The sequence below is a fragment of the Micromonospora sp. AMSO31t genome (genome assembly GCF_008868175.1).
GTDB lineage: Bacteria > Actinomycetota > Actinomycetes > Mycobacteriales > Micromonosporaceae > Micromonospora.
Genome location: NZ_WBKT01000178.1, coordinates 1 through 11815 on the forward strand (window position 1 = coordinate 1; position 11815 = coordinate 11815).

Here is an 11815-nt window from a genome sequence, read left to right on the forward strand (position 1 = left end):
GGCGCCGCCTGGAGCGGGGGATGGGTCAGCTGATGCCGGCGTCCGCGCAGAGCTTCGCGAAGTTGCCGGTGCAGAGCTCGTCCTTGGTGATGTAGCCGTCGGCCACGACGTCCTTCACGTTGTCCTTGTAGATCGCCTTCGGCTCCAGCAGCACGGACGGGACGTCCCGCCCGCCCTCCGGGTCCTTGACCGTCTGGCCGGTGTCCTTCTTCTGGCCCTTGGCCAGCCCGATGGCCAGCTCGGCGGCGGCGTCCGCCTCCTTCTTGACCGCCTTGTAGACCGTCATGCACTGGTCGCCGAGGAGGATGTTCTGCAGGCCCTCCTTGGTGGCGTCCTGACCGGTCACCGGGACCTTGCCGTTGAGCTTGTTCTTCTTCAGCACCGAGATGGCCGCGTTGCCCAGGCCGTCGTTGGCGGCCAGCACGCCGTCGATCTTGCCGCGGGCCTTGGTGAGCTGCTGCTCGAAGATCGTGGCGGCCTGTGCGTTGTCCCAGGCCGGCACGGAGTCGTCGGCGACCTTGGTGTACTCCTTCGAGTCGAACTTCGGCTTGAGCACCGAGTCGTACCCGTTCTTGAACAGGGTCGCGTTGTTGTCGGTCGGCGAGCCGTTGAGGTAGGCGATCGACGGGTTCTTGGCCCCCTTGTCGGTCAGGCACTTGCTCAGGCCCTCGCCCTGGAGCTTGCCGACCGCCTCGTTGTCGAAGCTGACGTAGTACTGGGCGGAGCCGCCCAGGGTCAGCCGGTCGTAGTCGATGGTGGCGACGCCCTGCGACTTGGCCTTGTCGAGGACGGCCTTGCCGGTGCCGGAGTCCAGGTTGACGATCATCAGCACGTTGACGCCGTTGGTGATCATCTGGTCGGCGATGGTCTGGAAGGCGGTCTTGTCGTTCTGGGCGTTCTGGATGTCCGACTCGACGCCGGCCGCGTCGAACGCCTCCTTGAGGTACTTGCGGTCCGCGCCCTCCCACCGGGCGGAGGACTTGCTGTCCGGGAGGATGACGCCGATCTTCGGCTTCTTGTCGGACGAGCCGCCGGCCTGGTCCGAAGAACCGCCGTTGTCACCACAGGCGGCCATGCTGCCGGTCGCCAGAAGACCGACGGCCGCGAAGGTGAGGAAGCCCTTGCGCATATGCATGGGTCCTTTCGGGGGTTGGGGGAGTTGTCGGTGGTTTGTTGTGCCCGGCAACGTATTCCTCCCGTCCCGAGGCGCGCAAGGGAGCCGAGGTCAGAAGTTTGTTGGCCGCCGTAACAATTCAGCAACGCCAGTGGCACCCTGCCGTCACCCGCGGAGAGCGCTCCCTCTGTCGCCGTGCGGAAGCGCTCCCAGGTCGCGCGCCCGCGGACCCCTCAGCGGGTGGCGATCGGCGCGGTCACGGCCCCGGTCAGCGCGACCAGGTCGGCGGGGGCGAGCTGGAGTTGCAGGCCGCGGCGCCCCGCCGAGACGTAGACCGTCGGATGCTCCAGCGCCGAGGCGTCGACGACCGTGGGCAGCCGCCTGCGCTGGCCGAGCGGGCTGATCCCGCCGCGGACGTACCCGGTGGCCCGCTCGGCCACCGTCCGGTCCGCCATGGCCGCGCGCTTGCCCCCGGCCGCGGCGGCGAGGGCCTTGAGATCCAGCTCGCCGGTGACCGGCACGACCGCCACCGTCAGCCCGCCGTCGACCTCGGTGACCAGCGACTTGAACACCTGGGCCGGGGGCACCCCGAGGGCCGCCGCGACCAGGGCGCCGTAGTTCGGCGCGTCCGGCGAGACGTCGTACGGGTGGGTGCTGTGCGCGATCTTCCGCTTGGTCAGCAGTGCCGTCGCCGGAGTGCCCTGTCCCGCCATGAGCGACAAACTAACCCGCGGCCGCCTGCCCGCTGCGGTTGCCCGGCCTCGCTTCGTGCCCGGGGCGGCGGGTCAGCACGCGGGGGCCGGCCTCGGTGATCGCGACGGTGTGCTCGGAGTGGGCCGTGCGGGAGCCGTCGGCGGAACGGATCGTCCACCCGTCGCGGTCGAATCTGATCTTGTCGGTGCCACGGCAGAACCACGGCTCGATCGCGATCGTCAGGCCGGGCCGGAGCCGCATGCCCCGGCCGGAGCGGCCGTCGTTGGGCACGTGGGGGGCCTCGTGCATGGTGCGGCCGATGCCGTGCCCGCCGAACTCGTTGTTGACCTCGTAGCCGTAGCGGCGCGCGACCTCACCGATCGCGGCGGAGATGTCGCCGATCTGACTGCCCGGCCGCGCGGCGTCGATCCCGGCCTCCAGCGCGACCTCGGTGGCCTCGATCAGCTTCAGGTCGTCCGGGTCGGCGGTGCCGACGACGACGGACAGCGCGGAGTCGGCGACCCAGCCGTCGACCCCGACCGCCATGTCGATGCTCAGCAGGTCACCGTCGCGCAGGGCGTAGCGGTGCGGCAGGCCGTGCAGCACGGCGTCGTTGACCGACAGGCACAGGACGTTGCGGAACGGTCCGCGGCCGAACGACGGCGCGTAGTCCCAGTAGCAGGACGCGGCGCCACGCTCCTTGATCCGGCGGCGGGCGTGGTGCTCGAGGTCCATCAGGTCGACCCCGACGTCGGCGACCTCACGCAGCTCCGCCAGCAGCTCGCCGACGAACCGGCCGGTCACGGCCATCCGGTCGATCTCCTCGGCGGACTTCAGTTCGATCACGATCAACCTCCCCTTCTCTTGCGGTATTTTTATACCACGACGGTCGGGGGTCTATTCTGCTGACATGGTTCGCCCACCGCTCACACCGGAACAGATCGCAGCGGGGCAACGTCTCGGGGCGGCGCTCCGGGTCGCGCGAGGTGGCCGCAGCCTCGTCGAGGTGGCCGTGGCGGCCGGCATCTCGCCCGAGACGCTGCGCAAGATCGAGGTGGGCCGGCTCCCGGCACCCGCGTTCGGCACCGTGGTCTGCCTCAGCGAGGTCCTCGGCGTCGCGCTCAGCGACCTGGCCGAGGTGTGGCTGGCCGACCTGCGCGTCCGCGAGGCCTCCTGACTCAGACCGGCACCGGGTGGCAGAGCAGCACGGTCGGCGCGCCGGCCACCCGGGTCAGCACCAGGCTGGCCGCCCCGTCGCCGGCCAGCTTCAAATCCCGGCGCAGCTTCTCCGGCTCCAGCGCCGAGCCGCGCTTGAGGATCTCCACCCGGCCGACCCGGCGCTCCCGCAGCAGGGCGCGCAGCCGCTTCAGCGAGAACGGCAGGACGTCGGTGACCTCCAGGCAGCGGGCGAACGGCGTCGGCCGCGCCTCGTCGCCGTACAGGTAGGCGATGCTCGGGTCGGCCAGCGTCGCGTCGAGGTCGCCGGCCAGCTCGGCGACCAGGTGCGCGCGCACCACCGCCGGGTCCGGGTCGTAGAGGAATCGGCGGGGCCGGCCCACCGGCGCCTCGGCGTCGCCGCTGCCGGTGAGCTGGCCGGCGTTGACGTTCCCTTCCTTCTCGCGGAGCACGGTGGCGCGGCGGGGCACCTCGGCCAGCGCGCCGCACCAGAGCGCCGCCTCGACCAGGTCGCCGTCGACGCTCACCCACTCCGCCTCGGCGCCCGCCGGGATCAGCGCGTGGTCCAGCCCCGGCGCCACCTTCACGACCGTGCGCGGCACCCGCTCGGCCAGCTCGGTGACGAAGTCCCAGGGCGGCGAGTAGGCGTTCGGGTCGAAGATCCGCCGGCCGGTGCCGGCCTTCCGGCGGGCCGGGTCGCAGAAGACCCCGTCGACCCGGCTCACGTCGAACGCCGTGGCGTCCCCACACTCCACGGTGAACAGGTCGGCCAGCCCGGTCGCCTCGGCGTTCGCGGCGGCCATCGCGGCGGTCAGCGGGTCGGCCTCGACGCCGTACACCCGGATGCCGGCGCGGGCCGCGGCGAGCGCGTCGGCACCGAGGCCGCAGCCCAGGTCGGCCAGCGTCGCCACGCCCGCGGCGCGCAGGCGTGCCGCGCGGCGCCGCGCCACGACCCCCCGGGTGGCCTGCTCCAGGCCCGGCCGGGTGAGGAACATGCCACGTGCCGCCGGGCCGAACTTGCGCACCGCGCGCCGGCGCAGCTCGGCCTGGGTCAGCGCCGCCGCCGCGAGACCGGCCGGCACCCCGGCGGAGCGGAGCGCCGCCGCCGCCGTCAGCGGGTCGCCGCCGGCCACCCGCGCCGCCGCGTCGAGCGCGGCCGACCCCTCGGGGGTACGCAGGGCGGCGAACTGTTCCAGGTCCACGCGGGCATTCTCCCGGCCACCTCCCGAGCGGCCGCCCGGACCCCTGGCGCACGTCGTCGGGCGACGCGGTTCGACCGGGAGGGTGCGCGACACGAGGCGCGGCGCGTTGGCACTCTCCTTGACGGAGTGCTAGCCGAGGAATAACCTGCGATTAGCACTCTCACCCTGAGGGTGCCAACGCCCGGGCCCTGGTGTCCGGGGGTTGAGCGCCAGGCGGACCGGCACCCGCGACGACGGCCCCGCCCGGTGGCATGTGGCAGATTGACGCCGGTCGGCATGCCGACCGGCAACGACACCAAGTACCCCAGGAGGGTATGCCCGTGACTACCGCGACCAAGGTTGCGATCAAGCCGCTCGAGGACCGCATCGTGGTCCAGGCGAACGAGGCCGAGACCACCACCGCCTCGGGCATCGTGATCCCCGACACCGCCAAGGAGAAGCCGCAGGAGGGCACCGTCCTCGCTGTCGGCCCGGGCCGGATCGACGACAAGGGCAACCGCGTGCCGATCGACGTCAAGGTCGGCGACACCGTCCTCTACTCGAAGTACGGCGGCACCGAGGTCAAGTACGCCGGCGAGGAGTACCTGGTGCTCTCCGCCCGCGACGTCCTCGCGGTCATCGAGAAGTAAGCAACCGATCAGTGTCGTTGCCCCGGTCCGGCTCGCCGGGCCGGGGCAACGTCGCTTCGAAGGGATACAGATGGCGAAGATCCTGAGCTTCTCGGACGACGCCCGGCACCTGCTGGAGCACGGTGTCAACGCCCTCGCGGACGCGGTCAAGGTCACCCTCGGCCCGCGCGGGCGCAACGTCGTCCTGGACAAGAAGTTTGGTGCGCCCACGATCACCAACGACGGCGTGACGATCGCCAAGGAGATCGAGCTCACCAACCCGTACGAGAACCTCGGCGCGCAGTTGGTCAAGGAGGTGGCGACCAAGACCAACGACGTCGCCGGCGACGGGACCACCACCGCGACCGTGCTGGCCCAGGCCATGGTGCGCGAGGGCCTGCGCAACGTGGCCGCCGGGGCCAACCCGACCGGCCTCAAGCGGGGCGTCGACGCGGCGGCCGCCAAGGTCTCCGAGGCGCTGCTCGGCCGGGCCGTCGAGGTGGCCGACAAGGAGTCGATCGCGCACGTCGCGACGATCTCCGCGCAGGACGCCACCATCGGCGAGCTGATCGCCGAGGCGATGGAGCGGGTCGGCCGCGACGGTGTCATCACCGTCGAGGAGGGCTCCGCCCTCACCACCGAGCTGGAGGTGACCGAGGGTCTCCAGTTCGACAAGGGCTTCATCTCGCCGAACTTCGTCACCGACGTGGAGGGGCAGGAGTCGGTCCTGGAGGACCCGTACATCCTGATCACCACGCAGAAGATCTCGGCGATCGAGGAGCTGCTGCCGCTGCTGGAGAAGGTCCTCCAGAACAACAAGCCGCTGCTCATCGTCGCCGAGGACGTCGAGGGCCAGGCCCTGTCCACGCTGGTGGTCAACGCGATCCGCAAGACCATCAAGGTCTGCGCCGTGAAGGCCCCCGGCTTCGGTGACCGCCGCAAGGCGATGCTCCAGGACATGGCGATCCTGACCGGCGCCGAGCTGGTCGCCCCGGAGCTGGGCTACAAGCTCGACCAGGTCGGCCTGGAGGTGCTCGGCACCGCCCGCCGCGTCGTGGTCGACAAGGAGAACACCACGGTCGTCGACGGTGGCGGCCAGTCCGCCGAGGTCGCCGACCGGGTCGCCCAGATCCGCAAGGAGATCGAGGCCTCGGACTCCGAGTGGGACCGGGAGAAGCTGGCCGAGCGGCTGGCGAAGCTCTCCGGCGGCATCGCGGTGATCAAGGTCGGCGCGGCCACCGAGGTCGAGATGAAGGAGCGCAAGCACCGCATCGAGGACGCCATCGCCGCGACCAAGGCCGCGGTCGAGGAGGGCACGGTCCCGGGTGGCGGCGCCGCCCTGGCCCAGATCCGGTCGGTGCTCGACGACGACCTGGGCTTCACCGGTGACGAGAAGGTCGGCGTCTCGATCGTGCGCAAGGCACTGGTCGAGCCGCTGCGCTGGATCGCCCAGAACGCCGGCCACGACGGCTACGTGGTGGTGCAGAAGGTCGCCGGCAAGGAGTGGGGCAACGGCCTCGACGCCGCCACCGGCGAGTTCGTCGACCTGGTCAAGTCCGGCATCCTCGACCCGGTGAAGGTGACCCGCAACGCGGTCACCAACGCCGCCTCGATCGCCGGCCTGCTGCTCACCACCGAGAGCCTGGTGGTGGAGAAGCCGGAGAAGGCCGAGCCGGCCGACGCCGGTCACGGTCACGGCCACGGGCACGGCCACCAGCACGGCCCGGGCTTCTGATCCCGAGTCGTACGGCCTGACCCGTATCCGCTTACGGAACGGTGACGAGGTTGGCGGTCGCCCGCCCCGACCGACGAGACTGGTCGCCGTGAGCAACATGTCGCGCGGTCAGGCCGCGCTGGCCGGGGCGACCGCCGCGGGCGTCGCGATCGGCGTCGCCGAACCGGTGGCGGTCCTCACCGGCCCCCGGTCCGCCCCGCTCATCGCGGTCGGCGGGCTGGTCGTCGACGTGGTTCCCGAGCCGCTCAAGCAGTTCGCCATCGCGGTCTTCGGCACGCACGACAAGGTCGCGCTCCTGGTCGGCACCGCGGTGCTGCTGGCCGCCATCGCAGCGCTGATCGGCGTGCTGGCGGCCCGGCGGCTCCGGATCGGCCTGGCCGGCATCGCCGCGTTCGCCGCCCTCGGGGTGGCCGCCGCGCTGACCCGCGCCGGCGCGGACGCCTTCGACGCGCTGCCCTCCCTGGTCGGCGGCGGGCTGGGGGCGCTCACGCTCTGGGCCTTCGTGGCCGGTCCGCTCGGAGAGGGCGCCAGGCCGCGCACGTCGCCGGCCACGCCGGAGCCAGGGCCGTCCGGGCCCACACCATCCGGGCCGACGCCGTCCGGGCCCACGCCGCCCCCGGCCGGAGTCTCGTCCCTGGCCTGCGTCTCCAACGAGGTGGGCGGGGACCTGATCGGAAACGCCCGCTGGTTGGGCGTGCCGATCAAGGAGTTGCTGGACGAGGCGCAGCCGGAGGAGGGGGCGGACCAGGTGGTCGGCCGCTCGGTCGACGGCTGGACCTGCGGCACCCCCACAGCGGTGCTGCGGGACGGGCGGGACGCGCTGCTCGCGGTCGGCATGAACGGAGAGCCGCTGCCGGTGGAGCACGGCTTCCCGGTGCGGATGGTGGTGCCCGGCCTCTACGGGTACGTCTCGGCCTGCAAGTGGGTGACCGAGCTGGAGCTGACCAGCTTCGCGGACTTCGACGCGTACTGGGTGCCGCGCGGGTGGTCGGCGCAGGGGCCGATCAGGACGCAGTCGCGGATCGACACGCCGCGCCGGCGCAACCCGCTCACCGCCGGCCCGGTCACGGTCGCCGGGGTGGCCTGGGCCCAGCACCGGGGCATCCGCAGGGTCGAGGTACGCGTCGACGGCGGCCCCTGGCGGGAGGCGACCCTCGCTCCGACGGTCTCGGTGGACACCTGGGTGCAGTGGTCGTGGCGGTGGGACGCCACCCCGGGCGACCACACCCTCCAGGTCCGGGCCACGGACTCGGCCGGGCAGACGCAGCCCGAGCAGCGGCGGCCGGTCGCCCCGGACGGCGCCACCGGCTGGCACACCGTCCCGGTCACCGTCGGCTGAGGCGGGTCTCCTGCTCCGGCGGGGCGGACTCAGGTTCGGACCGCCGTTCGAGCTGGTGTCGCGGACGACTCACCGTTGCCCGTTCCGGTGGGCGTCGGACCCGGGCCGGGTGGGCGTGGGCGTCGCGTCCGGCGGGCTCGGTGGTGGGCGGGTCACCCCGGGGTCGAGTCGTTGGTGATGTCAGCTCGAAAGGTGCTGACGGAGAGAGCGCCGGCTCCGCGCGGGGCGCCCGACGGCGGTCCGGGCGGCACGCGACGCCGCGCCCGGGGTCCGGGCGCGGCGTCGGTGTGGTCGGTGTGGCGGTCAGGCGACCTTGCGCTGGTCCGGGACGGTGGACTTGTGCGGCCGGCCCAGGCGGGCCTCCAGCCGGGCGACGTCCACCCGGGCCTGCCGGCGGTCGGCCAGGTCCTCCCAGCCGAGGGCCAGCAGCCGCAGCCGCTCCGACTCGCTGAAGCCGCCCCACACGCCGTAGGGCTCGCGGACGGAGAGGGCGTGCGCGGCGCACTCGGCGCGCACCGGGCAGGCGCGGCAGACGGCCTTGGCGCCGGACTCGCGGCGCAGCCGCGACGAGCCGCGCTCGCCGTCCGGGTGGAAGAACTGGGCGCTGTCCCGCCCGCGGCAGGCACCGAGCCGCTGCCAGTCCCAGAGGTCGACAATGGGTCCGGGCAGCCTGCGTACGTTCGACATCAGCACCCCTCCTCCCGCGCGGCACCGCGGAGAATCTTCGTGGCCAGCTCCTACCGGTGCGGTGGTCCGCGCGGGACACCGTTTCCGGAGTGACCCCTCGGTACCCGGGCTTTCCCGCGCTCACACATCTGTGATCGAAAACCTCGGACAGTCGGCGGCATATGCCCCATCTGCCGGAAAAGTTCGGATGATTGCCCGGAACCTCCTCCCGAGCACACCCCGTCGTGGTCTGCTCTGAGGCGGAGAGGAGACCACTGTGCGTAGCGTTCTCGTGTGCGTTCGGACACCACTCGCGGCCCAGCATTTGACCTCCGCGGCGGCGCGGCTCGGGCTGTCGGGCGTGCTCCGGACGGCCGTCTCCGATCCCGAGGTGATGCTGCGGCTCGCCGAGCGTCAGGTCGACGTGGTGCTCGCCGACACCGCCCTCACCCGGCCGGACAGCGCCGGCTTCGTCCGCCGGGTGCTCGCCCGCGCCCCGCAGGCCGCCGTGCTGCTGCTCGGCGCCGAGGAGTCGGAGGCCGCGGCGGCCACCATCAGCGCCGGGGCGCGAGGCCTCATCCAGAATGCCGACCACGACCTGACCAGCGCCGTAGCCAAGGCGCTACTGCTGCTCTCCGCCCCCGGGCGCACGAACCGGCACCGGGTCACCGACCCGGCCCGGGACGCCGCGGCGGTCGGTGGGCCGGCCCGGTCGGCCGCGCCGGGGCGTACCCCGGCCGGGGCCACCTGGCCGGCGGGCTCCGCGGAGGGTCCCGGTGGCGGCCCCACGGTGGTCCCGGTGCAGCGCGGCGAGGACCCGGCCGACCCGGCGGCGGCCGAGGCGGAGCCGGCGCCGGCGGGCGGTCCCCAGCGGCCGGCGCGCACCCCGCGCAGCGCGGTCGGCCTCACGGAGCGTGAGCTTCAGGTGCTGCTCGGCATGGCCGAGGGAAAGAGCAACGCGGAGATCGGGCGGGAGCTGTTCGTCTCGGAGGACACCGTCAAGACGCACGCGCGCCGGCTGTTCCGCAAGCTCGGCGCGCGCGACCGGGCGCACGCGGTGGCCGCGGGCTTCCGCGCCGGCCTGGTGGCCTGAGCGGGCCGCTCACTCCTCGGCGGAGTCGTCGGTGCCCTCGGTGAGGGTGTCGTGCACGCCGTCGGCGTAGCCGCGGGCGTAGTCCCAGCTCACGTAGTGGTCCGGGTCGGGGTCGTAGGCCGGCTCGTGCACCCGGGGCCGCCCCGAGTCGAGCAGGTGGCGCAGGTTGCCGCGGAGGAGGTCCCAGTCGAAGTAGTGCGGCTCGCGGCAGTCCTCGCACTCGATGACCAGGCCGCGGACGCCGATCGGCTGCAGCAGGGCCTGGTAGATCTCCAGGTCGGCAAGATCCTCGAGGACGTCCTGCCGCTCGATCTCGGTCAGCGGGTCGAGCGGGTCATCCTCGCGCGGGTCGTGCAGACCGGCAGCCGGATCGGCCGGGTCGCCGTTGAACGGGTCGATGGGCTCGTCGTGCACCCCCTCACCGTAGTCCCCGTCGCGCCGGAAAGTCCGCCCCGGCGGCTCCCTGTGGCGCCGCCGACCCGGGGCCGCCGCTGCCGGAGGCGGCCCAGCTCAATGGGTACGATGAAGCGACGCGCCGTCATGCCGGCGTGCGCCGGTGCCCGCGCGCGCCGCCTCGCTGCAGCCCGTCCGACCAGCTCAGGGGAGCAATCGTGGAGAATTCGCCCAGCACCGAGATCCCGGCCGGCCGCGACGGCGGTGAGCTGGGCGGCCATCTGCCCGAGCTGCCCGCGGGCTCGGCCCGGGTGGTGCCGCTCGGGCTGACCTTCGACGACGTGCTCCTCCAGCCGGGCGAGTCGGACGTGGTGCCGAGCCGGGTGAGCACCCGCACCCGGCTCACCCGCCGCATCGAATTGAACGTCCCGCTGCTGTCCAGCGCCATGGACACCGTCACCGAGGCGCGGATGGCGATCGCCATGGCCCGCCAGGGCGGCATCGGCGTGCTGCACCGCAACCTCTCCGTGGAGGACCAGGCGCTTCAGGTCGACCTGGTCAAGCGCTCCGAGTCCGGCATGATCACCAACCCGGTGACCGCCAGCCCGGACGACACCCTCCGCGAGGTCGACGCCCTCTGCGGCCGCTACCGCATCTCCGGCGTCCCGGTGGTCGACGGGCAGGGACAGCTCGTCGGCATCGTCACGAACCGGGACATGCGCTTCGTCTCCGACCCGGCCACCCCGGTCCGCGAGATCATGACCCACACCCCGCTGATCACCGCCCCGGTCGGCGTCCGCAAGGACGAGGCCCTCGACCTGCTGCGCCGGCACAAGGTCGAGAAGCTGCCGATCGTCGACGAGGCCGGAAAGCTGCGCGGGCTGATCACGGTCAAGGACTTCACCAAGAGCGAGCAGTACCCGGACGCCACCAAGGACGAGGCCGGCCGCCTCCGGGTGGCCGCCGCGATCGGCGTGGGCGAGGACGCGTACAAGCGGGCCCGCACCCTGGTCGACGCCGGGGTGGACGTCCTCATCGTGGACACCGCCCACGGCCACCAGCGGGCCGTGCTGGAGATGGTCGCCCGGCTCAAGAAGGACGTGGGCATCGACATCGTGGGCGGCAACATCGCCACCTACGCGGGCGCCAAGGCGTTGGTCGACGCGGGCGCCGACGGCATCAAGGTGGGCGTCGGCCCGGGCGCCATCTGCACCACCCGGATCGTGGCCGGCGTGGGTGTCCCCCAGATCACCGCGATCATGGAGGCCGCCCGGGCGGGCCGTCCGGCCGGCGTCCCGGTGATCGGCGACGGCGGCATCCAGTATTCCGGCGACATCGCGAAGGCCCTGGTGGCCGGCGCCGACACCGTGATGCTCGGCAGCCTGCTGGCCGGCTGCGAGGAGAGCCCGGGCGAGCTGATCTTCATCAACGGCAAGCAGTACAAGGCCTACCGGGGGATGGGCTCGCTCGGCGCCATGCAGTCGCGCGGCCAGGCGAAGTCCTACTCCAAGGACCGCTACTTCCAGCAGGACGTGACCAACGACGAGAAGCTGGTCCCCGAGGGCGTGGAGGGCCAGGTGCCCTACCGCGGTCCGCTCGCCCAGGTCGCCCACCAGCTCACCGGCGGGCTGCGGCTGGCCATGGGCTACGCCGGCGCCGAGAGCATCGCCGAGCTGCACCAGCGCGGCCAGCTCATCCGGATCACCGCGGCCGGCCTCAAGGAGAGCCACCCGCACGACATCCAGATGACCGTCGAGGCGCCCAACTACCACACCCGCTGACCCACCACCCCCAAC

Annotated in this window: 12 protein-coding genes; 6 read left to right on the forward strand and 6 right to left on the reverse strand. The window is 72.7% G+C overall.

The window, feature by feature from the left end; translation table 11 throughout:
• Positions 1–25: 25 nt before the first annotated feature.
• The 3 genes from F8274_RS26575 to map all read right to left on the reverse strand — a co-directional run bounded on the left by F8274_RS26575 (position 26) and on the right by map (position 2653).
• Positions 26–1129, reverse strand: a complete 1104-nt coding sequence (locus tag F8274_RS26575; RefSeq protein WP_151465096.1) for a sugar ABC transporter substrate-binding protein — start codon at positions 1127–1129, stop codon at positions 26–28.
• Positions 1130–1347: 218 nt separating this feature from the next.
• Positions 1348–1827, reverse strand: a complete 480-nt coding sequence (gene ybaK / locus F8274_RS26580) for a Cys-tRNA(Pro) deacylase (RefSeq protein ID WP_151465097.1) — start codon at positions 1825–1827, stop codon at positions 1348–1350.
• 10 nt (positions 1828–1837) lie between these two features.
• Entirely contained in the window at positions 1838–2653 is an 816-nt protein-coding gene (map, locus tag F8274_RS26585; RefSeq protein WP_151465098.1) for a type I methionyl aminopeptidase, read from the reverse strand.
• Positions 2654–2717: 64 nt separating this feature from the next.
• On the opposite strand from map, the gene F8274_RS26590 reads away from it, so the two are divergent.
• Entirely contained in the window at positions 2718–2984 is a 267-nt protein-coding gene (locus F8274_RS26590; RefSeq protein ID WP_151465099.1) for a helix-turn-helix domain-containing protein, read from the forward strand.
• 1 nt (position 2985) lies between these two features.
• Here F8274_RS26590 and F8274_RS26595 read toward each other — a convergent pair whose 3' ends face one another.
• The gene (locus F8274_RS26595) at positions 2986–4185 is read right to left on the reverse strand and encodes a methyltransferase domain-containing protein (RefSeq protein WP_151465100.1); all 1200 of its coding nucleotides are present in this window, start codon (positions 4183–4185) and stop codon (positions 2986–2988) included.
• Between the two features lie 314 nt (positions 4186–4499).
• Between F8274_RS26595 and groES the strand changes: the two genes are divergently transcribed.
• The 3 genes from groES (at position 4500) to F8274_RS26610 (ending at position 7867) form a co-directional block, all read left to right on the forward strand.
• Entirely contained in the window at positions 4500–4814 is a 315-nt protein-coding gene (gene groES, locus F8274_RS26600; protein ID WP_018222648.1) for a co-chaperone GroES, read from the forward strand.
• A gap of 70 nt (positions 4815–4884) precedes the next feature.
• Complete coding sequence (gene groL, locus F8274_RS26605) at positions 4885–6528, forward strand: chaperonin GroEL (RefSeq protein ID WP_151465101.1); 1644 nt, start codon at positions 4885–4887, stop codon at positions 6526–6528.
• 97 nt (positions 6529–6625) lie between these two features.
• The gene (locus F8274_RS26610) at positions 6626–7867 is read left to right on the forward strand and encodes a molybdopterin-dependent oxidoreductase (protein WP_370518277.1); all 1242 of its coding nucleotides are present in this window, start codon (positions 6626–6628) and stop codon (positions 7865–7867) included.
• A 303-nt stretch (positions 7868–8170) separates the two neighbouring features.
• Here F8274_RS26610 and F8274_RS26615 read toward each other — a convergent pair whose 3' ends face one another.
• Positions 8171–8554 (reverse strand): WhiB family transcriptional regulator, encoded by a 384-nt coding sequence (locus F8274_RS26615; protein WP_151465103.1) that lies wholly within the window; start codon positions 8552–8554, stop codon positions 8171–8173.
• 256 nt (positions 8555–8810) lie between these two features.
• Here F8274_RS26615 and F8274_RS26620 point away from each other — a divergent pair, with 256 nt between their 5' ends.
• Positions 8811–9626 (forward strand): response regulator transcription factor, encoded by an 816-nt coding sequence (locus F8274_RS26620; RefSeq protein WP_151465104.1) that lies wholly within the window; start codon positions 8811–8813, stop codon positions 9624–9626.
• Between the two features lie 9 nt (positions 9627–9635).
• On the opposite strand, the gene F8274_RS26625 is transcribed toward F8274_RS26620, so the two are convergent.
• The gene (locus F8274_RS26625) at positions 9636–10040 is read right to left on the reverse strand and encodes a DUF5319 domain-containing protein (RefSeq protein ID WP_151465105.1); all 405 of its coding nucleotides are present in this window, start codon (positions 10038–10040) and stop codon (positions 9636–9638) included.
• 197 nt (positions 10041–10237) lie between these two features.
• Between F8274_RS26625 and guaB the strand changes: the two genes are divergently transcribed.
• Complete coding sequence (gene guaB / locus F8274_RS26630) at positions 10238–11800, forward strand: IMP dehydrogenase (protein WP_151465106.1); 1563 nt, start codon at positions 10238–10240, stop codon at positions 11798–11800.
• Positions 11801–11815 lie beyond the last annotated feature (15 nt).